The organism is Saccharomonospora sp. CUA-673 (genome assembly GCF_001942305.1).
GTDB lineage: Bacteria > Actinomycetota > Actinomycetes > Mycobacteriales > Pseudonocardiaceae > Prauserella.
Map to the genome: position 1 here is coordinate 1 of NZ_MKKE01000026.1, position 22,999 is coordinate 22,999.

A 22,999-nucleotide genomic window follows, 5' to 3' on the forward strand; every position below is an offset into this window, starting at 1 on the left:
CGGCCCTCAACTCCTCAAACGACACGGTCCCCACAACTCCCTGAACGACAGGGTGTTGCGGGGACCGCTAGAACCCGCGGACCATGGGGCCCTTGGGAGTTTTCAGAGGCGGACGAGCATCTTGCCGGTGTTGGCTCCGGCGAGGAGGTCGAGGAACGCCTGCGGTGCGTTGCGGATGCCGTCGACGACGGTCTCGCGGTAGGCGATCGACCCGTCGGCCACGAGCGGTGCGACCTCGTCGACGAACCGCGGCCGCGCGTCGGTGTGGTCGCCCACGAGGAACCCGCGCATCGTGATCCGCTTGGCGATGAACTGCACGAGGTTGCGCGGTCCCGGCACGGCCTCGGTGGCGTTGTACTGGGAGATCATGCCGCAGATCGCGATCCGGCCGCCCAGGTTGATCGCCCCGATCGCGGCCTCGAGGTGTTCCCCACCGACGTTGTCGAAGTAGACGTCGATGCCGTCGGGAGCGGCCTCGGCGAGCTGTGTGCGGACGGGGCCGTCCTTGTAGTTGAACGCGGCGTCGAAGCCGAACTCCTCGGTCAGCTGCCGCACCTTCTCGGCCGATCCGGCGCTGCCGATCACCCGCGAGGCGCCGCGCAACTTGGCGAGCTGTCCGACGATCGAGCCGACCGCACCGGCCGCGGCGGACACGAACACGACGTCGCCCTCCCGCAGCTGCGCGACGTCGACCAGCCCGGCGTACGCGGTCAGCCCGGGCATGCCGAGCACGCCCAGGTACGCCGCGCGGGCGCCTTGGCCGGATCGACCGTCGTCGCGGACCGGTCGTCGACGAGCGCGTGGGTGCGCCAGCCGAGGTGGTGCAACACGGTGTCGCCCGGCGCGAGCCCGTCGACGTTCGACGCGACGACCTCGCCGACGGCACCGCCGATCATGACCTCGCCGACCTCGTACGGGTCGGCGTACGACTTGGCCGAGCTCATCCGCCCGCGCATGTACGGGTCCACCGACAGCCACGTGTTGCGCACGAGCGCCTGGCCGGGCCCGGGCTGCGGGACGTCGACGTCGACGATGTCGAAGTTCTCGAGCGTCGGCTCGCCGTGCGGCCGGTCGGCGAGCCGGATCTCCACAGCGGTGCCGGTCTGATCTGCGGTACCGGTGGTGTCAGCGGTGCCGGTCATGTCAGGCCTTCGCCACCTTCTCGAGGTTGTCGAGCACGCCGTCGTAGATCTTCTTCAGCCCGCCGGGGGCGAACGTCTTCTCGAAGAAGCCGCCGATGCCGCCCGCGCCCTGCCACGTGGTCTCGATGCGCACGGTCGAACCGCTGCCGGACTCGCTGACGGTCCACGTGGTCACCATGGTCGAGTTGGCGTCGGTCTCGACGACCGTGCCGGGCTCGGGTTCGGTGACGGTGGCGGCGACGTCGCGCACGCGCTTCGACGTGGCCTGCAGCTTCCACGACGCGACGGTTCCCGCGCCGGTGCCGCCCTCACTGACGGCGTAGTCGAAGTAGGCCTCGGTGAGGATCTTCGGGCGGGTGTCGGTGTAGTCGGCGACCAGCGCGCGGACCGTGTCGACGGGTGCGTCGATGGTGCGCTCGGCGGTCGCGGTGACCTGTCCCATTCGTTCCTCCTGCTGGTTGTTATTTCGCGAGCCCGTCGACGACGTCGGCTCCTGGCAAGGCGGCGAGCGCCTCACCGGTGACGAGGAGTTTGCTGCCGCGGATGCCGCTGCCGATGACCAGTTCGGCCGACTCGGCCACGGCGGAGTCGACGAGGATCGGCCAGTCGGCGGGCAGGCCGACCGGGGTGATGCCGCCGTAGGCCATGCCGGTGAGTTCGACCGCCTCATCCATCGGCGCGAAGGACACCTTGCGCACGTCGAGGCGTTTGCGGATGACGGTGTTGACGTCGGCGCGCGTGGTCGCCAGCACCATGGCGGCCGCGTAGCGCACCTCGCCGCCGCGTTTGCCGGCGACGACGACGCAGTTGGCGGACGCGGCCGGCGGTGAGCCGTAGGCCTCGCAGAACGCGGCGGTGTCGGCCAGCTCGGGGTCGATCTCGGCGATGCCCACGGGGCCCTTGACACCGGCGAGCGCGGCGGCCACCGGTTCGGCCATGAGGTCGGGACGCTCGGCGGCCGGTACGACGGTCAGCGTCCCCGCGATGTTCCAGTCGTTCACGCCGCCACCGTAGTCACCGAACCGGACACCGGGCACAGGGTCACCAGGCGGAACCGCCGCGCTGGACCTCGATGAGCTTGGGGCGCACGTCGACGATGTAGACGAGCGCGGCGACGACGCCGGCGAGCCAGAAGATCATGCCGGGGCCGTAGAAGCTGAACAGCAGCATGGCGAGCGTCGCGCCGCCGGTGATGCCGAGCCACATCGGCTTCGTGTGCCGGTCGGCCGCGGTGTAGGCGTCGGAACGCTGCATCAGCGCATGGATGAAGGCCACCAGGCCGGCCAGCGTGCCTGCCCAGTCGATCACGAACACGATCCAATATGCGAGTACCGGCACGGCGCCCAGCCTACGTCAGAGGTCGAAAAGACTTCAGGCTCCGGTCGTCGAATCACGTCGGATGACGACCGGAGCCCGAGGTGTCACTCGAAGCGAGGGCTCAGCTCACTTCTCGGACTTCGTCGAACCGCCCGTGGACTTCTTGGTGGCGGCGCTCGAGGTGGTGCGGCGCGTCGTGGTCGACTTGGTGGTCGACTTCGAGGCGCTGGAGGTCTTCGGCTTGGAGGTCGTGGTGGCCTCCTCGACGGCGGTCTCGGCCTTCTCGGCGGCACCGGTGATCTTCTCGGCGGTCGCGGAGACGACCTCGCCGGCGTCCTCGCCCGCACCCTTCACGGTGGAGGTCACCTTGGAGACGACCTCGTCGATGCCCTTGCGGACGTCGCTGGTGGCCTCGTCGACGCGGGTCTGCACGGTCTGGAAGGTCTCGCCGATCTGGTCGGTGGCCTTCTTGACCTGCTCCTGGGCGATGAACTTGTCCCAGGTCTCCTCACCGGACTCGGCGAAGCGGCGGTACAGCTTCAGCGCGGCCTCGGTGTACTCGTCGAGCAGCTTGCGCAGCTCGGCCGGCTCGAGCTTGCCGGTGAGACTGCTGATCTCCGAGGGCAGGTCCTCGAAGTTCTTCCTGGCTTCCTCGACGCTCTTGCGCACGCTCTCGTTGGTCTCGGAGTAGCGGCTGCGGGCCTTGCCCAGGGCGTCGTTGACGGCCTTGCTGGCGAGGTTGCCCGCGCCGAGCGCGGCCAGCAGCGGCGTCTTGATCTGCTCGGCGGTGGTCTTGGACTCGGTCTCGGTGGTCTTGGTAGCCATCGCGGCTCACTCCTCGGCGTGGGGTTCGTCGGACTCGGTCTTGCCGGGCGAGCGGGTGTCGGACGCCGTCCTGACGGACGTCGAGCTGTCCGGCTCGCCCTCGGTCGGGCCTGTTTCGCGGTTCTGCTTGCGGAACGACTCGTACACCTCGAGCAGAACCGTCTTCTGGCGCTCCGACAGTTCGGTGTCGGCGCGGATCGCGTCGGGCACCGGACCCCCGTTCGGCAGGTCGAGAATCCCCGCCTGCACGTAAAGCGCCTCCGCCGAGATTCGCAACCCCTTGGCGATCTGCTGCAGGATCTCCGCACTCGGCTTGCGGACCCCGCGTTCGATCTGACTCAGGTACGGGTTGGAAACACCGGCCAGTTTGGACAGTTGACGCAGGGAGATCTTGGCGCTGCTGCGTTGCTGACGGATGTAGGAGCCGATGTCCCGACCGATGTCGGCGACCCTGTCCATGGGACCGGACTCGTCACCGACCCCGGTGTCGTCCGGCTTGTCCGTCACGCCTGCCACCTCCTTGCGACAACACCGACGATACCGACGAGTGCTAGCAACTGCAAGCACTCTGCTTGCAACGTTGGCGTGTGATGGCGACCACCCTCGCCGTTTCGGGTGACTGAGTGCAATCGCCTCGTGTCAGTACATAACGGACGCATATAGTGCCTGACCGCGGCCCCGCGATGACGCTGTCGCCGGCCGCATGAGGAGGGGGCATGAGCGGCGGTTATTCCGTCAACATCGACGAGCTCGGCACACTGATCACCACCCTCGACGAGGGTGCCCAGGAGATCCGGCGCGCCAACAAGCAGCTGGCCGACAAGGGCCGGGGCGACTTCGGCTCGCCCCTGCTGGTCGAGGCCGCGGGCGCGTTCGACGAGGAATGGGAATGGGGCCTCGGCAAGCTCGACGAGGCCGCGGAGAACGTCATCGAGCGGCTCGAATCCGCGAAGCGCAACTACCAGGAACTCGAGGACACCGTCCAGGAATCCATCGCGAAGGTCGGTGAAGGCGTCCTCGGCGGCGCGCCACCGAGCATCGGCGGCGGCATCGGCAGCGACGGTCCGGCAGGCGGTCTGCCGCCGGGGACCGGGCCCGGCAGCCCGATGGGTGACGGGCCGGTCGGCGGCGGCATCGTGAGCGACCCGACGCCGCCCGGGCAGAGCCCCGGCGCGACGGGCGTGGCCGGCTCGTCGATCAGCGACATCCTGGGCGGTGGGTCCTGATGTTCGTGAATCCCGACGTCGCCGCCGAGGCGACCGGCTTCCCCGCGCTCGGCTTCAACCCGGCGCCCGGAGAGCCGCCCGCGGTCGGCGCCGGCGCCCGGCAGTACTCGGGGATCGCCGAGAAACTGCACCATGCCCACGAGGCGATCCAGTCGATCATCACCCAGCGCGGCATGTGGGAGGGCGAGGCGAGCGAGGCGTTCACCCGCAGGGTCGGCGACCTTCCCGAGTACCTCGACGCCGCGACCGGGTCGATGAACAAGGCCGCGGAGGCGCTGACCCAGTGGGCCGGCACGCTCGCCGAGATGCGCCGCGCGGCCGAGGAACTGGAACGGCAGGCGAAGAAGGCGAAGGAGGAGCTCGAGGCGGCAGAGGCCAACCCGGCCTTCGAACTCGCGAACCAGTGGTTCGACAACGCGCAGGCGTTGCAGTCGGCGCAGACGGCACTCGGCAACGCCGCCACCCAGGTCGACAGCGCAGCCAACCGGCTGGCCGAGATCATGGACGCTGCCGAGCGACTTCAGGCCCAACACCGGGACATCGCCGAACAGGTCGCCGCGACACTCGACGAGGCCCGCCAACTGGCCCCCGACGAACCGGGCCTGGTGGGCAAGATGCTCGACGGGCTCAGCGGCTGGTCACCGACTACGCCAACTTCCAGATCGACTCCGCCCAAGCCCTTCAGCAGACGATCTACGACTTCGTCGAGGACAACGCCAATGTCATCGGTGAGGTCTCCGGATTCGCTGGTGATGTCAGCACGATGCTCGGACTCGCAGCCGAGTTCGTCCCGGGGGCGCCCGGGAAAGCCCTTGGCACCGCCAGCTCAGTGCTCGGAGGGGTGAGCACGGCGGGTCGCCTCGCCGCCAAGGCAGGCGGCGCCGACATTCCGACCGAGAGCTTCATGTTCGACGTCGTCGGGCTCGGTGCGAGCGGCATGCCGTACGGCGGCGGCCTCTTCAATGCGGGTTTCCAGGCGGGGGCAGAGGTCGCAGCACGTACTCAGGGCGAGGACGCGGGAACGGCTTGGGGGAGGATTCCGTTCGGCGGACGGTGGTGGTCCGATCTCGACGATGCGTCCGCGCTCGACGAGGCAGGCCAGGCTGAGCGGGATCAGCAGCGTGCGCAGGAGAGGGTCTGGGAATGACGGCACCGACCGAGAACGAGCCGCGACTGCGCGTGGATCTGCCGCCGGGGTTCGCCGGAATCCCGATCACGGGCAGCGAGGAGGACGTGCTGCGCTCGATCGACCGGATGGTCGCGCGCGCCGCGGAGACGGCGCAGGCAACGCAGACCACCCCGCCGAACGTCGACGAACTGCGGGCACAGCTCACGGCCCTGACCGGCGCCCTGGCCGAGCAACGGATCCAGCTCTACGGACGGTTCGCGGTCGACGGCGCGGAGCCCACCGAACCCGCGCTGGCCACGCTCACCCTGGCCATGCGCGAACTAACCACCACGCCGGAGCAGCGGGACCTGCTGGGAGATCAGCGTGGGGCGATCGTCGCCGAACTGGCCCGCGCCTACCGGAAGCGCGTCCCGGATGCCCGCGTCGAGGCGCAGCGGATCACGCTCGGCCCCGCGGTCGTCGCGTATCGCGCGGGCTCGTACCACTTCACCGACGAGGAAACCGGCGGCCGCGGGCCCGACGTGCGGCCGGAGTTCAAGGTGGAGGTGCAGATTCCCACCCCCGACCTGACGCGGATCATCGTCCTGGTCGTCGTCACCGGCAGCGAGGCCGCCTGGCCGTCGACGATCGCCCACACGGCCGCGATCGCGAACAGCATCCGCTTCGACGCCTCCGGCACCGGGACAACGTGATGTTGGTGCACAGATTCGTCGGCCTCTACACCGACGCGGCCGCGAGAAAGGAGGCGGCCTGGAAACAAACCGAGATGCCGGGTCCGCCACCTCCGCACGTGGTCGGCCACGCGCTGCAGAACAAGCCGTTCACCTGGATGCGGGTGGCCCCCGGCACCCATCCGAGCCACGTCGATGCCGTCGCCCGGCAATTCGGCGCCACGGTGGTCCGATCCTTCGGCCACGAACCGGATCCCTCGTTCATGCTGATCAGCCGGGTTCCGATACGTTCCATTCGCGACACGACCATCCCCACGAAGAAACCGTTCCGGTCGATGCGCAGGCTGACCGTGTCGGGATTCCTGACTGCTGTTTCCCTGCTGATCGCGATTCTGGCAACGGGGTTCATGCTCCGCATCGGCGACAGCGCAATCCTTCCGACCATGCTGATCGTCGTTGGCACCACCGTCCCCTCGGCGGTCCTCGGCCTCTGGCTGCAGGTCCGGAAGGCCGGCCCGAGCCTCGACCACCGCATGTCCGCGTTGATCAACGAGTTCGACGGGCGCGACAAGGTCCGCATCTTCGCGATTCCGTATCTCTTCCCCGGCAGAAGCATCTACGCGGGCGTCGCGTGGGACCTCGGCTACACGTTCACCGCCTACACCCGCCCATGGGTTTTGTCGTCGTCAGGCGAATTCGGGATCACCACGCTCACCTTCGAACGCCGTGCGGAGGCGACATCCGACCACCCGCCGGACGACCACCTCTGAACGGAGCATCGATGCCGAACACCACGAACCGGGACCTCATCGAGCGGGCACGTCACCAGGCCCAGCAGGCGCGCGACAAACAGGCCGAATGGGGCGAGCTACTGTCCTCATTGGAGGGTGCCAAGCACGAGTTCGACGCCCTCGAGGTGCGCGCGACATCCCCGGACGGCACGGTCACCGTGACCGTCGGCGCCGGCGGCATCGTCCGGTCCGTCGAACTGGCCGACAACGCCGTGCACGGCAACGCGCGGACCCTGACCGCGTCGATCAACGCGACCATCACCCAGGCGATCACCCAGGCCACCGCCAAGCAGGCCGAGGTCGTCGAACGGCACGTCGGGCAACGCCCCGGCGGGGACGCCATCGGCTCCGAGCAGATCCTCGGCCCGCTGTCGAAGTTCACGGCCGCCCCCGCGCGGAACACGGAGTCCGGGATTCCGGCGCCGTCACATCAGCGCACCGCGCCGGCCGCGGATCCGTTCACCGACCCGCTCGCCCATCCACAGTCGACTGCGCAGTCGGCTGCGTCGGGCCCGCCGTCGGAGAGTTCCGGAGGTGCGTCGTCGGCCGGAGCGACCCACGGCGACGACCCGTTCCACGATCCGCTCCGCCTGCGCTGACTCAGCAGGCGCAGAGGCAGAACGGGTGGCCGTCCGGGTCGGCGTAGACGCGGAACGTCTCCGGACCGTCGTCCAGCAACCGGGCGCCGAGGGCAAGGGCGCGCTCGTGCTCGGCCTCGAGGTCCTGGACGTCGAAGTCCAGGTGCAGCATCTGCGGCAGTTCGTTGGACGGCCACGTCGACGGGCGGTAGTCGGGATCGCGCTGGAACGACAGGTCGGCGCCGCCGTCGGGGTTGACCAGCGTGACCCACTCGTCGTCCGGTCCGTGGCCGGCCTTCACCTCCCACCCGAGCAGGCGACCGTAGAACCCGGCGAGCCGGTAGGGATCCGGACAGTCCAGGGCCACACAGCCGAACGTCATCGACGTGGTCATCAGTGCCTCCTCGCGGCGGATCATGCAGCGGTAACCAGTAATTGAAGTATGCCGGTTATCCACACCGGAAACAACCACCGTTCTGCCTACACTGGTGACGTGGATGCGGACGTGACCCTCGTGCTCGACTTCCTCAACACGGTGGACGTCGAAGAGGACACGGACGTCCTGCGCTCCACCGCCGACTGGCACGTGTGGGCGCACGAACGCACCCTCCGCCCGGACCCCCTCGACGAGGCGGCACGCGCCCGCCATGCCCTGCGCATCGCAACCGGAGCACCGGAGGCCGCGACGCCGGAGGGTGCCGACGTGCGGGTGCCGGTGGACATCGCACTGAACGCCGCCTGGGACGCGAGTCCGCAGCTCGTCGCCGACACGGCGGTCGCGGCGGTCTACGCCGCGGCGGTGCGCCTGGCGTTCCGGGGCGTGTGGAACCGGGTGAAGATCTGCCCGGCCGACGACTGCCTGTGGGCGTTCTACGACGAGTCCCGCAACCGCTCCCGCTCGTGGTGCTCGATGAGCGTCTGCGGCAACCGGATGAAGGCGCGCACGTTCCGTAAACGCGTGGCCGGTGACGGCGACTCCGCGTCCACACACGGTTGACCACAACCCCGCAAACCTGTGGACAACTACGTGGATAACCCCACCTACTGTGGATAACCTCCCCCGACCGGGTGGCGCAGACCACACCCCCGGTGGCCCGAACCAACCCCCACCGCACACGCAACCGGTGACGCTCCCGTGGGCCGCTAGCCGAAGACGAGTTGGGCGAACGTGTAGATGACGAGGCCGGCAAGGCGCCGACGACGGTGCCGTTGATGCGGATGAACTGCAGGTCGCGGCCGACCTGCAGCTCGACCTTGCGGGCGGTCTCCTCGGCGTCCCACCGGTCGATCGTGTCGGAGATGATCGTGGTGATCTCCCGCGAGTAGTGCCGCACGACGTACGCCGCGGTGCTCTCGACCCAGCCGTCGACCTTCGCGGCCAGTTCGGGGTCGTTCTGCAGCCGCCCGCCCAACGTCTGCAGCCCTTCGCGAACCCGCGTGCGCAGCTCGCTGGACGGGTCCTCGGCGGCGGTGAGCAACATGTCCTTCGCGGTCGCCCACGCCGTGCCGATCAGTTTCTGCACCTCGGGGTGTTCGACGAGCTGCTGCTTGACGGCGTCGGCGCGCGCCATCGTCTCCGGGTCCTTCTGCAGGTCCTCGGCGAACTCCGTCGCGAACCGGTCCAGCGCGAGCCGCATCGGGTGGTTGACGTCGGTCTTCACGGCCCACGCGAACGTCAGCACCTCGCCGTAGACCTTGTCGGCGAGCATCGCGTCGACGAACCGCGGCGACCACGACGGCGCCCGGTCCGACACGACCCGCAGCACCGTGGCGTGGTTGGTGCGCACCCATTCGTACGCGCGATCGCACATGAGGTCGACAAATCGATAGTGCGCCCCGTCGAGCAGCACCTGTTCGAGGAGCTTGCCCAGCGGCGGTCCCCACTCGCGTTCGACGACCCTGCGCACGACGGCCTGTTCCAGCACCGCCTGCACGTCCTCGTCGCGCAGCACGGTCACCGCGCCGCGCACGACCGACGACAGTTCCGCCGTCACCCGCTCGGCGTTCTCCTCGGTGGTCAACCACTCACCGGTACGACGGGACACCTCGACGCGGCGCAGTTTGTCGCGCACCACCGGCTCGGACAGGAAGTTGGCGCCGACGAAGTCGCCGAGGCTGTCGCCGAGCACCTTCTTCTTGTTCGGGATGATCGCCGTGTGCGGGATCTTGATCCCCATCGGATGCCGGAACAACGCGGTGACGGCGAACCAGTCGGCCAGTCCGCCGATCATGCCCGCCTCCGCGGACGCGCGGACGTAGCCGACCCAGGCCGGCCACCCCTCGCTCTCGGCCCACCGGGCGAGCAGGAACACGACCGCCGCCCCCAGCAGGAACGCGGCCGACACCCGCTTCATCCGGCGCAGGCTCTGCCGTTTCGCCTCGTCACTGGCGAGCCCGCCGGACGTCACGATGTCACTCGGTTGCTCCACACCTTCATTGTCCGTGAGGATGTTGCCTCGTGCGTCCACCACTCGCCTCCCGCCTCCAGCCGTTCACCTCGACTGTCTTCGCCGAAATGACGGCGTTGGCCACGCGCACAGGCGCGGTTAACCTCGGCCAGGGCTTTCCCGACACCGATGGTCCCGCGGGAATGCTGGACGCCGTCCGCGACGCGCTGTACGGCGGGGCGAACCAGTACCCGCCCGGCCCGGGACGTCCCGAGCTGCGGCAGGCGATCGCGCGGCATCGCACGCGCTACGGCCTCGAGTACGACCCGGACACCGAGGTGCTGGTCACCGCGGGCGCCACGGAGGCCATCGCGGCGTCGCTGCTCGCCCTGACCGACCGGGGCGACGAGGTCATCGCCATCGAGCCGTACTACGACTCCTACGCGGCGGCGATCGCCATGGCCGGCGCCGAGCGGCGCACCGTGTCGCTGGTGTCCGACGGCACCCGGTTCGCCCTCGACGTCGACGCCCTGCGCGCCGCCGTCACGCCGCGGACCAGGGCGGTGCTGGTGAACTCGCCACACAACCCGACCGGCACCGTGTTCACCCGCGACGAGCTGGCCGCCATCGCGCAGCTGTGCGTCGAGCACGACCTGATCGCCGTGCAGGACGAGGTATACGAACACCTGACCTTCGACGGCATCGAGCACACGCCGCTGGCCACGTTCCCCGGCATGCGCGAGCGCACCGTGTCGATCTCCAGCGCGGGCAAGACGTTCAACTGCACCGGCTGGAAGATCGGCTGGGTGTGCGCATCGCCCGAGCTCGTCGCGGCGGTGAAGACGACCAAGCAGTTCCTGACGTTCGTCTCCGGCGGGCCGTTCCAGCCCGCCGTCGCGCACGCGCTCGAGCACGAGCTCGACTGGGTCGAACAGCTGCGGACGTCGCTGGCCGGAAAACGTGACCGGCTCGCGAAGGGCCTGACCGACGCGGGGTTCGCCGTGTGGCCGAGCGCGGGTACGTATTTCGTCTGCGCCGACGTACGGCCATTGGGGTTCACCGACGCGGGCGATCTCGCGTGGAAACTGCCGGAGCTGGCCGGCGTGGCCGCCGTCCCCGTCAAGGTGTTCACCGACCACCCGGACGAGTGGAATCACGTCCTCCGGTTCGCGTTCTGCAAACAGGACGACGTCCTCGACGAGGCCGTGCGACGTCTCCACCAGCTACGTCAGGGTTGAGCGCCGCTCGCCGCGTACCGACCCGCGATCGGCGGAACAACCCACCCCGGTGCTAGAAAGACCGCGGTCGGACCTGCGAAGATGCCGCTGACCAGGACCGGCCGGTCCGAGATCGAGGACGACACAGCAGCGGGAGCGTGCGATGCGGGCGACGGGTGGCACAGCCTCCGTGTTCGTCGTGCGCGCGCTTGCGGTCGTGGCGTTCGCCCTGATGGGCTGGCTGCTCGCGGGCGGTATCGCGACCGCGTCCGATTCCGTGAGCGCGTCCGATTCCGTGAGCCTGTCCGACGAGTCCACCGACGTCGTCTCCGGCGCCCTGCACGAGACCCTCGGCGCCGACACCTCCCACGGTTCCGACGCAGCCGACGGCAATGCACCCCACGGCAATGCACCCCACGGCCCCATGGCGGCAACCCCCACCGCGGACCCGGTCGCCGCGTCGAGCGCCGCTGCGCCTGCTCCCACGTCGGCTCCCGCATCTGCCCCTGCACCGTCCCCAGCGCCCGCCGAGTCCGAATCCGCCGACGAGCGGCGGCACCCGCCCCCGCGCCGGAGCCGCCGGCGAACCTGGTCGGCCAGGTGACCGGCACGGTGAACCACGTGGTCACGACCGGCACCGAGCAGCTCGGGCGGACGGTCGGCGGAACGGTCGGCGCCGTCACCGACACCGTCGACTCGGTGGCCGCCCCGCTGCGCCCGCTCGGTCCGGACCTGCCGCTCGGCGGTCCGACCGCACCACCCGAGGCCCCCGACGGCAACGGCACCGGCGACGGGTTCGCGCCCGCGCCGGCACCCGGCGCGCCGTCCGGACAACCGCTCGCGCCCGCCGCGTCGACGCCGGCACCCGACACCTCCGACCGGGCCGCCGCGGACCGCGCCCACGCGGCGCCCGCACGGGCCGCCGACGACGCGTCCGAAAAACGAACCACCCCGCCGAAGCCCGCTCCGCAGGGCCAGATCGACGTCCAGAGCTCGCACGGCTCCCCTGCCGCGCCGACGTCTCCACCGGCGCCGACGTCGTCGGTGACGGGCTTCGCCCACGACCACTCCCAGAGCCGCGCGGGCCTCGGCGTGCTGCCGACCGCGCCCGCTCCGCACACCCTGCTGCCCGGCGGCACGCTCGACGCGTCCGACGTCGACGTCGCCGGCGCGCACCTCGGCCTTCCGCCGACCGCGCCGGACTGACCCACCCCGACAGTCACCGGGGCACGTGTGCCCGGTGACGCCGCGTCCAGGCGTTCACGCACGCATCTGCACCGTCACCCGACGATCGCGGTGCGTACACATCTGCACTTCGGGGTAATCCACATGTATCGACGACTTCCCGCTCGGCCGACCGCGCCTGGCCGGGACGGGTCCTGGCTCGGGCGCCGCGCTGCCCCCGCGGCGCCCGAGCCGTGTCCGGGTGCGCGCCGCGTCGTCTCGTTCACCGCGCCGACCGAGGCGACGCCGCCGCTGCGCACCTGAGCCGCCGGCCCAACCGGCATGGCGAGGGGCGATGCCGGAACACGGCCGGTGGCGATCGTGCCCGCGTGGCACGTACGAAGCCGGTGCGCTGGATGTCCCGCCGTTTACTGGAGTGACGGCACCCCCAGCATCCAGCGCACCGGCTTCTTCATGTCCGCGTCCGGAATCCGGTCCAGTTGCGACACCGATTGGACATGGACCGACCATTCGCCCCGGCGGATAGTGAAAGAGTGGCGACAACCGCGCAGTTCGAACTCGGTCCCGTGTCCGTACGACACGATCCCGCGCGGAGGCTGACGCAGCTGGTCGTCGGGCTGGTGCTGTTCGGCGCGAGCATGGCGATGATGTCCCGCTCGCTGCTGGGGTTGAACCCGTGGGACGTGCTGCACGAAGGCCTGATGCACCTGACCGGGCTCACGTTCGGCACCGTGACCGTCGTGACGGCGGTGACGGTGCTGTTGCTGTGGATCCCGCTGCGGCAGCGTCCCGGGATCGGCACGGGCGCCAACGTCGTGCTGATCGCCGTGTCGGTGGACGCGGTGCGCTGGTTCCTGCCCGCCCAGGAGCACCTGGCGGCGCAGATCCCGCTGCTGCTCGGCGGCATCGTGCTGAACGGCTTCGCGACCGCGTTGTACGTCGCGCCCGGCTCGGCCCCGGCCCACGGGACGGACTGTTCACCGGCCTCACAGCGCTCACGGGGTTGTCCGTGCGCCTGGTGCGCACGGGCATCGAGGTATGCGTGCTGGCCACCGGCTGGCTGCTCGGCGGCACGGTCGGCCTGGGCACCGTGCTGTTCGCGCTGTCGATCGGCCCGTTGGTCCAGCTGTTCCTGCCGTGGGTCATCTGGCAGCCGCGCCACAACTGAGCCGGGGCCGCTCAGGCCGCCTGCCTGCGCTGCCGCAGAACCGCGTGCAATCGGCGGGGCTGCACACCCGCGGCCACCAGAACGTCGGCTGCCGGCCCGGGCACGGTAGCCAGCGCCAACAGCACGTGCTCGGCGCCGATGTGCTTCTCCCGGATTTCCAATGCCTCGTGCAGGCTCGCTTCGAGCACCCGCTTGGCGTCACCCGCGAACGGGGTGTGCCAGCGCCTCCGTCGGGGATGCCCGGCCAGCACTCCCTGCCCGTGCTCGTGCTCGACCCGGGCGACCACGGTGTCGACGTCGATACCGAGCTCGGACAACGCGTGCCGGTCGACGTCGCTCAATCCTCCCTGCCGGCGAAGCTCCTCCACCCGATCGGATACGGCGGCACCGGAAATGTCCAGCGCGCGCAGGACAGCGGCGGCGTCCGCGGTACCGGCGACGGCGGTGAGCAGGTGCAGCGCATCGACCCGGTGCGCTCCGGTGGATTCGGCTTCCGCGACGGCACCGGACACGGCCTCGCGAGCGCCCTTGGTGAACCGTTCGAACATCATTTCCTCCCGTATTTCTTGTGGACCGCCTGCCGACTCACACCCAGTTCGTCGGCGATCTCCTGCCAGGACCAACCACTCACACGCGCGCTGCGCACCTGCACGGCCTCGAGCTGTTCGAGCAGCCGCCGCAGGGCCGAAACAGCACGCAGTCCGGTACGCGGATCACGGTCGCCCGCCTGGGAGGCCAGTTCGGTCGCATTCGTCATGATGTCAATCTAGATTGACGCCACCTACGTGTCAACCCTTGTTGACGACTACGGTTCGGGTATGGCTTCCATGCCGCGCATCGAGACGGCCGAGCAGGCAGGTGTCGCGCTCGACGGCACGCCGCGCCCGTCCGAGGACCGCATCGTGATCGTCGACCGGCTCGGCAGTCCGCACTCCGGTGCCGTGGGGTCCGGTGCCGGCGAGTCCGGCGCTGTGGCCGTGCTGGACGGTGCGACCGAGCAGCGACCCGGTCTGCCCAGCGGCGGCTGGTACGCGGAGCGGTTGGCCGAGCGGCTGCGGGCTGCGCTGGTCGCGCGGCCGGACGCGGCGCTGACCGACGTGCTGGCCTGCGCGATCGCCGAGGTGGCCGCCGCGCACGACCTCACACCGGGCGCCAGCCCGTCGAGCACCGTGGCCATCGCGCGGTGGACGTCCGAGCGCGTCGAGGCGCTCGTGCTCGCCGACAGCCCCGTGGTCGCGTTCGGCGACTTCGGCGTGCACGCCGTCATCGACGATCGCCTCGCCCGACTGGGCGCCGAGGGCAAGCTGCGCAGCCTCGAGGCGGTCGCCCGGGTCCGCAACCACGAGGGCGGGTTCTGGGTCGCCGAGGCCGATCCGTCGGCGGCCGCCCAGGCGGTGCTGGCCGACTGGCCGCGCGCCGAGGTGGACACCCTGATCCTCGCGACGGACGGCGTGTCGACCGGCGTCGACGACTATCACCTCTTCGGTTGGGCCGAGGTCCGTGACCGCTGCCGCTCGTCGGGGCCCTCGGCCGTACTGGACACGGTCCGTACGGCCGAACGCGTGGACGCCGACCGCACGCGGTGGCCGCGCGGCAAGGTCCACGACGACCAGGCGTTGGTCGTGGTCGAGTTCGGCGCCGCGTAGGCCCGGCCGGGACCGGGAGGACACCGCCCGAACCGCGGATCTCCCCTGCGCACACCCGCCACCTCAGGGTGAATTCAGGGTTTTACCCGGAACACACATGCGTGCCCGATGCGATGAAATACACGTATGTCAGCCCCGCGGTCACAGGTCGAAACCAGAGCGCACGCCGCCGATCTCGCGCGCACCCGCGCGTGGACGGTCGCGGCGGGCGCCGGCCTGTGCTGGGGGCTGTTCACCCTGGTGATGCTGCATATCGTCAGCTCGTTCGACCCGTTGACCGACCCGCTCAGCCGCTACGCGTTCACCGACCGCGGAAGCGGCATGCTCGAGGCGAGCCTGCTGTCGGTGGCGGTGGGCGTGATCGCCGTCCGCGGTGCGCTCGTGTCGTCGGGACTGCCGATGACCAGGACGACGTCGACGCTCGTCTACGCCACGTCGACCGGCATGGTGACGGCTGTGCTGTTCCCGGCGACGTTCAGTCCGGAGATCGACCCGCTCAGCGGACGGATCCACCAGTACGCCAGCGTCGTGGCGTTCGCCAGCATGCCGGCGATCGCCTGGTCGCTGTTGGAGGTCGTCCGCTCGACGCGGACCCTCGACAGGGTCGCGACGGCATTGGCGTGGCTGCTGCGCATCGCGGTCGTCAGCCTCGCCGCGTTCGCCGTCAGTTACGTCGCGGACAGACTCGCCCCCTGGCCGGTTTTCGGCACTCTCGCCGAAACCCTGCCGGTGGGTTTCACCCAACGCCTCGTTTTCGTGGTGGATTTCTGTCTGCTGGGCGTGCTCCTCGTGGCGGCGATGCAGGCGGCTCGAGCACGGTCACCCGAGACTCACCACGCCCGTAACACCCGCCAAGCCTGAAACGACAGCACGTACACAGGCGGCTACCTGATCACCGCGCAGCGACATCGGCCTGCACTGTCTACTTCGGACCTCAGTTGTCCATGGCACATTTTCCGGCCGATTCGGAAACACAACGTGTGTCTCGCGCGTTTAACGGGTAGCTGCTGCACGCAGCCGGACACGATTTTGGGGAGTGAACCGTGAACGCACACAGCCCGACCGCACCGACCCAGAACCCGCAGCCGTCGCTCCCTCGCGTGGACGAACCGGACGCCGACCAGCGTCGTCGTGCCGTGCGCGCGATCGCCTCCGCAGCGAAGGACGCCGACGACGCCGCCATGCTTCTGGAAGCCCTGGGCCTGGAGGCCGAGGAGGGCCGCACCACGCTGCCCACGCAGCGTGACCAGTGACACCAGTGACCAGGTCAGCGGTGTGGGCAGTGATGCCGGTGACGTGGCAGCGACAGGGTCAGGGTCAGGGTCACTGACAGGGTCGTCACGACGCGCGCAGTAGCTGCGCGGATGCGAACTGTTCGGACGTCGACTCGTCCACCGCATCGGGGCCGGCCTCGGGCCTGACGGAGCCCGCGGGGATCGACTCGACACAGCCGCACCCTCCGACGATGTCGCCGCAGTCGGTGGCGAGCACGTGCCGCTCGATACGGACGCTCACGCAGTCGATGTCGGTGCACTCGACGAACCCTGCCGCATGTTCCAGCAGTGTCCCGTGGCAGTGGTCGATGCCGGTCGCACAGCTCGAGCAGGTCATGAACCCTTGGTACCACCACCTGTCCGTGACCCTGCGCAGGACACGCCCTCGCCGGCCGAGTGCCCGGCCGACCTCCGCGGCGCGCTCCGCACGCGGCGGCCCACGCGGGACTACGCCGACTTGCGTGACGACTTCGCCGAGCCGGACTTGGACGCCGTGGAATTGGATGCACCGGACTTCGCCGAGTCGGCCTTCGACGAACCCGACTTGGACGCACCGCCCTTGGAGGCACCGCTCTTGGACGCACCGCCCTTGGACGCACCGCCCTTTGCGGAGCCGGATTTGGCACCGCCCGAACGGCTGCCGCCGGACTTCGCCCCACCGGACTGACTCGAGCCGGACCTGCTCGACGCGGTGCCCGATGAACGAGCGGACTTCCCGGACGTCGACGCGTCGCCGGAGTCGCCCGAGCCATCGGAGTCGCCCGAGCCATCGGAGTCGCCGGAGCTGTCGGAGCTGTCGCCGCGAGCCTCTTTCGCCGCGGACACGCTCGCCTGCAGCGCGGACATCAGGTCGGTCGCCCCGGTGTCCGCCTCGACGGCGGGCGCAGGTGCGGTCTCCTTGCCCTCGATCTTCGACTCGATCAGCTGGTTGAGCGCCGCGCGGTAGCTGTCATGGTACTTCTCCGGTTCGAAGACGCTGTCGGAGAGCGAGTCGATGAGTGAGCTCGCCATCGACATCTCCTGCGAGCGCACCTCCGGCGGATCCTCGCCGAGGAACGGGAAGTTGACCTCCCTCACCTCGTCCGGCCACAGCATCGTCGTGAGCACCATGACGTCGGAGACGACCCGCAGCACGGCGAGGGACTCCCGCTGCCGGATGGCCACCTTCGTGATCGCCACCTGGCCCGACTTGTGGAGGGCATCCCGGAGCAGCACATAGGGCTTGACCGCCGCCTTCTGCGGCTCGAGGTAGTAGCTCTTGTCGTAGTAGATCGGGTCGATGGATTCGAGCGGGACGAACTCCTGCACGTCGATCGACTTCGAGGTCGAGACGGGCAGCTCGGCCAGTTCCTTGTCGGTCAGGACGACCATGCCGCCGTCCGAGAGCTCGTAGCCCTTCGCGATGTCGGCGTACGGCACTTCCTCGCCGTCCACCGTGCACACCCGCTTGTACTGGATCCGCCCACCGTCGGCCTCGTGCACCTGCCGCAGCGTGATGTTCTTGCTCTCGGTCGCTGCGTACAGGTGGATCGGAATCGTCACGAGCCCGAAGGACACTGCACCCTTCCACATGACGCGCATACCGGGAACGGTACGCGTTTTCGCAGTTCATCGATACTTCTTCACCTCCCCACCCTGCGCTCGAGGGCCTCGCGTCGCGCCTGTTGCACCTGCGCGTTGAGCTCGTCGACCTGCTCGGCGAGCTCGGGACGCGTCGCGTGGAGCGGCTCCGCCACGGCCGCCAACGGTTCCAGGAGCGCGACCGGGTCGTCCTCACCGAGTCGCCGGTACACCACGTCGACCTTGAGTCGTGTCGACTCGTCGGCCGGCTCCACCGCACTGACCATGGCGGCGAGTGTGCGCACCGCCCCGGAGTTGGCCTGGGCCCACGCACGGACCGCTCGTTCGCCCGCGCGACGGTCACGTTCGGCCTGCACCCGGCCGTCGGCCGTCGTGGCACCAGCGCCGACGCCGGCGCCGCCGACACCGTCACCACTCCCGGCGCCGGCCCGGCCGTGCTCGGGCTTCCGCAGCCGGAGGTACCTCCTTTCCGCAGCCTGCCGGCTGGCCACGCCGAGCGCGGGCGCCAGATCAGCCCAACTCGCCCCGTGCCGCCGGGCCGCACCGATGAGCCTCGGCTCCCAGTCGGCGAGCTCGTCGCGCAACGCGCGCAGGGACTCCAACGCCGCGAGGATGTCGTCCACAGCAACATCCCCGGCGCCGGTATCACCGTTCACGCCGTCGTCGGCAACCCGCTCGACCGTCGTCCGAAGGCTCGCATATCCATCCACGACGTCAACGTAACGACGACAGCAGCCACTTGTCAACGGATCGACGACGTAGTACAAAGGATCGCAGCACGCCGATCGGAACAGGCGGGCCGGAGCAGTGGACCGGAACCACGGGCCGGAACGGCGAGCGGAGCAACGCACACGCGGACCCATCAGTGCAGCAGAGGCACCTGGTTTGGGGTTGACGACCACAGGCCGGGCCGCAGTAAAGTTTCTCTTAACGGTATTCAGCTTCCGCAGTGCGAAATTCAGTGCGAATCGATGAAGGCACGGACGTGGAAGGAGAGCGACGATGCTCGACCCAGCAACGCATGACGCGCTGGTTGCCGCGGTCGGACCGGAGAACGTTCTGTCCGATCCGGTACAGCTCCGCAGTTACGAATGCGACGGGCTGACCGGCTTCCGTCAGGCGCCCTCGCTGGTCGTGCTGGCGCGCGACACCCGCGGGGTGGCGGCCGCGGTGCGGGCCTGTCACCGGCACGGCGTCCCCTTCGTCGCACGAGGAGCCGGTACCGGACTGTCCGGCGGGGCGATGCCCGTCGCCGACGGCGTGGTCATCTCCCTGCAGCGTATGCGTCGGGTCCTCGAGATCGACCCGCTCGACCGGCGGGCCGTGCTCGAACCGGGTGTCACGAACCTGGACATCACCAAGGCCGCCGCGCCGCACGGGCTCTACTTCGCGCCGGACCCGTCGAGTCAGCAGGTGTGCACCATCGGCGGCAACGTCGCCGAGAACTCCGGCGGGGCGCACTGCCTCAAGTACGGCTTCACGACGAACCACGTGCTGTCGATGACGGTGGTGCTGCCCGATGGGGAGATCGTCACCCTCGGCGAGGACAGCGGCGAGCAGCTCGGGCCCGATCTGCGTGGGGTGTTCATCGGTTCCGAGGGCACGCTCGGGATCGTCTGCGAGATCACGGTGCGGCTGCTGCGCGCCCCGGAGACCGTTCGCACCCTGCTCGCCGACTTCCCGTCCGTGACCGATGCCGGCGAGGTGGTCAGCGACCTGGTCGCCGCCGGCATCATCCCCGCGGCCGTCGAGATGATGGACAACCTCGCGATCCAGGCGGCGGAGAAGGCCGTGGCGGCCGGCTACACGCTCACGACCCCGGCCGCGCTCGTCGTCGAGCTCGACGGCCCGGAGGTCGAGTGCAGCGCGCAGTTCGACCAGGTCAGGCAGATCTGCGAACGGCACGGATGCACCCGGTTGCACATCGCGGACACGGCCGAGGAACGCGCAAAGATCTGGAAGGGTCGCAAGGCCGCGTTCGCGGCCGTCGGCCGGATCAGTCCCGACTACATCGTGCAGGACGGCGTCGTCCCGCGGACTCGGCTCGCGGAGGTGCTCGGGCGGATCGAGGACATGGGCACCGGCGCCGGCCTGCGCGTGGCCAACGTGTTCCACGCGGGCGACGGCAACCTGCACCCCTTGGTGTTGTTCGACGAGGACGCGGGCGAACTCGAACGCGCCGAACAGCTCTCCACCGACATCGCCGAACTCTGCGTGGAACTGGGCGGCTCGCTGTCCGGGGAGCACGGCATCGGCACCGACAAGGCCTGTTCGATGCCGCGGATGTTCGGCGAGGACGACCTCACGACCATGGATCGGGTCCGCGGCGCGTTCGACCCGCACCGACTGTGCAACCCGGGCAAGCTCCTGCCGACACCACGGCTGTGCGGGGAGCAGCCGGGACGGTACCGACCGCACCCACTGGAAGAAGCCGGGGTGATCGAGCGCCTATGACCACGACACTGACACCGACCGACCTGAGTTCGGCCGGCGAGGCCATGGCCAAGAGCGAAGGCACGGTGCGCATCCAGGGCGCCGACACCGCGCACGGGTGGGCGGGCACGCCCGGACGAGCCGACACCGTCCTCGACACCACCGGACTGACCGGGCTGCTGGCCTACAACCCGGCGGACATGACGATCTCGGTGCTGGCGGGCACACCGCTGGAGACCGTCCAGCGGCAGGTCGCACGCCACGGCCAACGTGTCGCGTTCGACGCCGCACGCGTCCGCCGCGGCGCCACGGTCGGCGGCCTCATCGCGACGGCGGACTCCGGACCGCTCGCACCGGCCTACGGGTCGCTGCGCGACCTGGTGATCGGAGCGACGGTCGTCCTCGCCGACGGGACGATCGCGCGCACCGGCGGCCACGTGATCAAGAACGTCGCCGGATACGACCTGACGAAGCTCCTCCACGGTTCCTACGGTGCGTTCGGCCTGCTCGCCGAAGTCGTCCTCCGGTTGCACCCGCTCACCACGCACCGCACGGTCCGCCGGACCTGCACCCTCGACGAGGCGATCGGCCACACGCGAACCCTCATGGCGTCCGCGCTGGAACCGGTGAGCCTGGAATGGGTCGCGGGAACGCTCCTGGCACGGATCGAAGGCACCACCGCGGGCACCGATGCGCGAGCAGCCGACCTCGCGGACCTGATCGACGGCACCGTGCTGCCCGAGGACGAGGCCGCAACCGAATGGGAGCGGCACGCGGCACTCGTCGACGGCGCAACCGTCCGTCTCGGCTGCCGTCCCAGCCGGTTGGCCGAGGTGCTCGCCGACCGTGCCGGACCGGTGGTCGCCGGCCTGGCCAGCGGCGTCGCCACGGTGACCGCGCCCGGCACCGAGATCGACGACCTGCACGACCGGGTCACCGCCGCAGGCGGCACATCGGTGACGCGTCACCGGCCGGACGGCACCGGACGGGCATGGGGGCAACGCCCGTCGGCACTCGGGGTCGTCCGCGCACTCAAACACGAACTCGACCCCGATCGACGCCTGTGCAGCGGCAGGTTCGAATCGTGGCTCGAACCGGCCGACACCACCAGTTCAGCAGTTCCCCGGACCGAGACGACCCAGGAGGAGCGCACGTGACGGACTCGAGCTTCGACGCCACCCACCCGCCGTCGCGGGAACTGCTCAACGAATGCGTCCACTGTGGATTCTGCCTGCCGACGTGTCCCACGTACCAACTGTGGGGCGAGGAAATGGACTCCCCGCGCGGCCGCATCTACCTGATGGACCTCGCCGAACGCGGGGAGATCGAGCTGGAAGGCGCCTTCACCGAGCACATGGACGCATGCCTCGGCTGCATGGCGTGCGTGACGTCGTGTCCGTCCGGTGTGCAGTACGACCGGCTGTTGGAGGCGACCCGGCCGCAGATCGAACGGAACGTGCCCCGGCCGAAGTCCGATCGCTGGTTCCGGAACGGCATCTTCGCACTGTTCCCGTATCGACGAAGGCTGCGGGCCGCTGCGGTCGCGGGCGCGATCTACCAGAAGACGGGCCTGGCGAAACTCGCCGAACGGGTGCTGCCACCACGGTTGCGCGCCGCGCAGGCGCTCATGCCGGAGGTGAAACTGAACTCGGCGTTCGCCGCGCTGCCCCGACGCGTACGACCGGAAGGCGAGGTGCGCAGGCGGGTCGCGTTGCTGTCGGGATGCGTGCAGGACGTGTTCTTCCACGAGGTCAACGTCGCGACACAGCGCGTACTCGCGGCGGAGGGCTGCGAGGTGCTGACCCCGCGCGACCAGGGATGCTGCGGCGCCCTCGGACTGCACGCCGGGCGTGAACAGCATGCGCGCGACCGCGCGAAACGCACGATCGCGACGTTCGAGGAGCTGCCCGTCGACGACATCGTCGTGAACGTGGCCGGATGCGGATCGTCGATGAAGGAGTACGTCCACCTGCTCGCCGACGATCCGGAATGGACAGACCGTGCACAGGCGTTCAGCGCCAGGGTGCGGGACGTCAGCGAAGTGCTGGCCGAGCTGGAGCCACGAGCCGAACGACACCCCATCGACGCCACGGTGGCCTACCACGACGCCTGCCATCTGGGGCACGCACAGGGAATCCGGGCGCAGCCGAGGTCGGTGTTGCGCACGATCCCGGGGATCCGGCTCGTCGATCTGCCCGAGGCCGAACTGTGTTGCGGCTCGGCGGGGATCTACAACATGGTCCAGCCCGAACCGGCCGAGGAACTGGGGCGGCGCAAGGCGGACAACATTCGGGCGGTCGATCCCGACCTGTTGGTCACAGCGAATCCGGGCTGCCTACTGCAGATGCGGCGCTATCTGGAGGACGTGCCCATGATGCATCCGGTGCAGCTGTTGGACGCCTCGATCCGAGGAGAGTCGCGATAGCGGC

26 protein-coding genes and 4 pseudogenes are annotated in these 22,999 nt (G+C 69.7%); 17 read left to right on the top strand and 13 right to left on the bottom strand.

Annotated elements, in window-relative coordinates:
* Positions 1–102: 102 nt before the first annotated feature.
* From BJF85_RS13330 to BJF85_RS13355, 6 genes and pseudogenes are all read right to left on the bottom strand, one after another.
* Positions 103–1,142: pseudogene (locus BJF85_RS13330) on the bottom strand (NADP-dependent oxidoreductase).
* A 1-nt stretch (position 1,143) separates the two neighbouring features.
* Positions 1,144–1,584: an SRPBCC family protein gene (locus tag BJF85_RS13335; protein WP_075847820.1), complete on the bottom strand. Its 441-nt coding sequence runs from the start codon at positions 1,582–1,584 to the stop codon at positions 1,144–1,146.
* 19 nt (positions 1,585–1,603) lie between these two features.
* Positions 1,604–2,143, bottom strand: coding sequence for a YbaK/EbsC family protein (locus BJF85_RS13340; RefSeq protein ID WP_075847895.1), 540 nt, complete (start codon positions 2,141–2,143; stop codon positions 1,604–1,606).
* Positions 2,144–2,183: 40 nt separating this feature from the next.
* Positions 2,184–2,480 (bottom strand): DUF2516 family protein, encoded by a 297-nt coding sequence (locus BJF85_RS13345; protein WP_075847822.1) that lies wholly within the window; start codon positions 2,478–2,480, stop codon positions 2,184–2,186.
* Between the two features lie 105 nt (positions 2,481–2,585).
* Positions 2,586–3,284 carry a hypothetical protein gene (locus tag BJF85_RS13350; RefSeq protein ID WP_075847824.1) on the bottom strand — a complete coding sequence of 233 codons (699 nt, stop codon included), beginning with the start codon at positions 3,282–3,284 and terminating at the stop codon, positions 2,586–2,588.
* 6 nt (positions 3,285–3,290) lie between these two features.
* Positions 3,291–3,743, bottom strand: coding sequence for a helix-turn-helix domain-containing protein (locus BJF85_RS13355; protein WP_075847897.1), 453 nt, complete (start codon positions 3,741–3,743; stop codon positions 3,291–3,293).
* 257 nt (positions 3,744–4,000) lie between these two features.
* Here BJF85_RS13355 and BJF85_RS13360 point away from each other — a divergent pair, with 257 nt between their 5' ends.
* Genes BJF85_RS13360 through BJF85_RS13385 form a run of 6 tightly spaced genes read left to right on the top strand, consistent with a single transcriptional unit; the run spans position 4,001 to position 7,700 of the window.
* Positions 4,001–4,510, top strand: a complete 510-nt coding sequence (locus tag BJF85_RS13360; RefSeq protein ID WP_075847826.1) for a WXG100 family type VII secretion target — start codon at positions 4,001–4,003, stop codon at positions 4,508–4,510.
* On the top strand, positions 4,510–5,355 hold the full coding sequence (locus BJF85_RS13365; protein ID WP_075847828.1) for a WXG100 family type VII secretion target: 846 nt from the start codon (positions 4,510–4,512) through the stop codon (positions 5,353–5,355). Before BJF85_RS13360 ends, BJF85_RS13365 begins: the two co-directional genes overlap by 1 nt.
* Positions 5,352–5,657, top strand: a complete 306-nt coding sequence (locus BJF85_RS13370; protein ID WP_075847830.1) for a hypothetical protein — start codon at positions 5,352–5,354, stop codon at positions 5,655–5,657. The genes BJF85_RS13365 and BJF85_RS13370 overlap by 4 nt, the downstream gene beginning before the upstream one ends.
* Positions 5,654–6,331, top strand: a complete 678-nt coding sequence (locus BJF85_RS13375) for a hypothetical protein (protein ID WP_075847832.1) — start codon at positions 5,654–5,656, stop codon at positions 6,329–6,331. Before BJF85_RS13370 ends, BJF85_RS13375 begins: the two co-directional genes overlap by 4 nt.
* Positions 6,331–7,080, top strand: coding sequence for a hypothetical protein (locus tag BJF85_RS13380; RefSeq protein WP_075847834.1), 750 nt, complete (start codon positions 6,331–6,333; stop codon positions 7,078–7,080). The genes BJF85_RS13375 and BJF85_RS13380 overlap by 1 nt, the downstream gene beginning before the upstream one ends.
* An 11-nt stretch (positions 7,081–7,091) precedes the next feature.
* The gene (locus tag BJF85_RS13385; protein ID WP_075847836.1) at positions 7,092–7,700 is read left to right on the top strand and encodes a YbaB/EbfC family nucleoid-associated protein; all 609 of its coding nucleotides are present in this window, start codon (positions 7,092–7,094) and stop codon (positions 7,698–7,700) included.
* 1 nt (position 7,701) lies between these two features.
* On the opposite strand, the gene BJF85_RS13390 is transcribed toward BJF85_RS13385, so the two are convergent.
* Positions 7,702–8,073, bottom strand: a complete 372-nt coding sequence (locus BJF85_RS13390; protein WP_075847899.1) for a VOC family protein — start codon at positions 8,071–8,073, stop codon at positions 7,702–7,704.
* A gap of 48 nt (positions 8,074–8,121) precedes the next feature.
* On the opposite strand from BJF85_RS13390, the gene BJF85_RS13395 reads away from it, so the two are divergent.
* A complete protein-coding gene (locus BJF85_RS13395; protein ID WP_075847838.1) occupies positions 8,122–8,676 on the top strand; it encodes a CGNR zinc finger domain-containing protein in 555 nt (184 codons plus the stop codon).
* A gap of 146 nt (positions 8,677–8,822) precedes the next feature.
* On the opposite strand, the pseudogene BJF85_RS13400 reads toward BJF85_RS13395, so the two are convergent.
* A pseudogene (locus tag BJF85_RS13400) lies at positions 8,823–10,108 on the bottom strand (DUF445 domain-containing protein).
* Between the two features lie 29 nt (positions 10,109–10,137).
* Here BJF85_RS13400 and BJF85_RS13405 point away from each other — a divergent pair.
* The 4 genes and pseudogenes from BJF85_RS13405 to BJF85_RS13420 all read left to right on the top strand — a co-directional run bounded on the left by BJF85_RS13405 (position 10,138) and on the right by BJF85_RS13420 (position 13,636).
* Entirely contained in the window at positions 10,138–11,304 is a 1,167-nt protein-coding gene (locus tag BJF85_RS13405; protein WP_075847840.1) for a pyridoxal phosphate-dependent aminotransferase, read from the top strand.
* A gap of 142 nt (positions 11,305–11,446) precedes the next feature.
* Positions 11,447–11,887 (top strand): hypothetical protein, encoded by a 441-nt coding sequence (locus BJF85_RS13410; protein WP_075847842.1) that lies wholly within the window; start codon positions 11,447–11,449, stop codon positions 11,885–11,887.
* Positions 11,884–12,489, top strand: a complete 606-nt coding sequence (locus BJF85_RS13415) for a hypothetical protein (RefSeq protein WP_075847843.1) — start codon at positions 11,884–11,886, stop codon at positions 12,487–12,489. Before BJF85_RS13410 ends, BJF85_RS13415 begins: the two co-directional genes overlap by 4 nt.
* Positions 12,490–12,965: 476 nt before the next feature.
* Positions 12,966–13,636: pseudogene (locus BJF85_RS13420) on the top strand (YitT family protein).
* Between the two features lie 11 nt (positions 13,637–13,647).
* On the opposite strand, the gene BJF85_RS13425 reads toward BJF85_RS13420, so the two are convergent.
* Together BJF85_RS13425 and BJF85_RS13430 are read right to left on the bottom strand one after the other, a co-directional pair.
* Complete coding sequence (locus BJF85_RS13425; protein ID WP_075847845.1) at positions 13,648–14,184, bottom strand: Clp protease N-terminal domain-containing protein; 537 nt, start codon at positions 14,182–14,184, stop codon at positions 13,648–13,650.
* Complete coding sequence (locus BJF85_RS13430) at positions 14,184–14,393, bottom strand: helix-turn-helix domain-containing protein (RefSeq protein ID WP_075847846.1); 210 nt, start codon at positions 14,391–14,393, stop codon at positions 14,184–14,186. The genes BJF85_RS13425 and BJF85_RS13430 overlap by 1 nt, the downstream gene beginning before the upstream one ends.
* Positions 14,394–14,463: 70 nt before the next feature.
* Between BJF85_RS13430 and BJF85_RS13435 the strand changes: the two genes are divergently transcribed.
* The 3 genes from BJF85_RS13435 (at position 14,464) to BJF85_RS13445 (ending at position 16,535) form a co-directional block, all read left to right on the top strand.
* Positions 14,464–15,282, top strand: a complete 819-nt coding sequence (locus BJF85_RS13435) for a protein phosphatase 2C domain-containing protein (protein ID WP_075847901.1) — start codon at positions 14,464–14,466, stop codon at positions 15,280–15,282.
* Positions 15,283–15,408: 126 nt separating this feature from the next.
* Positions 15,409–16,143: a DUF998 domain-containing protein gene (locus tag BJF85_RS13440; protein WP_075847847.1), complete on the top strand. Its 735-nt coding sequence runs from the start codon at positions 15,409–15,411 to the stop codon at positions 16,141–16,143.
* A 182-nt stretch (positions 16,144–16,325) separates the two neighbouring features.
* Positions 16,326–16,535: a hypothetical protein gene (locus BJF85_RS13445; RefSeq protein WP_075847848.1), complete on the top strand. Its 210-nt coding sequence runs from the start codon at positions 16,326–16,328 to the stop codon at positions 16,533–16,535.
* Between the two features lie 85 nt (positions 16,536–16,620).
* Here the strand turns inward: BJF85_RS13445 and BJF85_RS13450 are convergent, their stop codons facing one another.
* The 3 genes and pseudogenes from BJF85_RS13450 to BJF85_RS13460 form a co-directional block, all read right to left on the bottom strand.
* Positions 16,621–16,893 carry a hypothetical protein gene (locus BJF85_RS13450; RefSeq protein WP_075847849.1) on the bottom strand — a complete coding sequence of 91 codons (273 nt, stop codon included), beginning with the start codon at positions 16,891–16,893 and terminating at the stop codon, positions 16,621–16,623.
* 452 nt (positions 16,894–17,345) lie between these two features.
* A pseudogene (locus BJF85_RS13455) lies at positions 17,346–18,137 on the bottom strand (Ku protein); the annotation flags it as partial.
* A 41-nt stretch (positions 18,138–18,178) separates the two neighbouring features.
* The gene (locus tag BJF85_RS13460) at positions 18,179–18,847 is read right to left on the bottom strand and encodes a hypothetical protein (RefSeq protein WP_075847853.1); all 669 of its coding nucleotides are present in this window, start codon (positions 18,845–18,847) and stop codon (positions 18,179–18,181) included.
* Positions 18,848–19,139: 292 nt separating this feature from the next.
* Between BJF85_RS13460 and BJF85_RS13465 the strand changes: the two genes are divergently transcribed.
* From BJF85_RS13465 to BJF85_RS13475, 3 genes are read left to right on the top strand one after another with little or no spacing between them, the layout of a single operon-like run.
* Positions 19,140–20,591 carry an FAD-binding oxidoreductase gene (locus BJF85_RS13465; RefSeq protein ID WP_075847855.1) on the top strand — a complete coding sequence of 484 codons (1,452 nt, stop codon included), beginning with the start codon at positions 19,140–19,142 and terminating at the stop codon, positions 20,589–20,591.
* On the top strand, positions 20,588–21,727 hold the full coding sequence (locus tag BJF85_RS13470) for an FAD-binding oxidoreductase (protein ID WP_075847857.1): 1,140 nt from the start codon (positions 20,588–20,590) through the stop codon (positions 21,725–21,727). The genes BJF85_RS13465 and BJF85_RS13470 overlap by 4 nt, the downstream gene beginning before the upstream one ends.
* Entirely contained in the window at positions 21,724–22,995 is a 1,272-nt protein-coding gene (locus BJF85_RS13475) for a (Fe-S)-binding protein (protein WP_075847859.1), read from the top strand. Before BJF85_RS13470 ends, BJF85_RS13475 begins: the two co-directional genes overlap by 4 nt.
* The last annotated feature ends 4 nt before the right edge of the window (positions 22,996–22,999 follow it).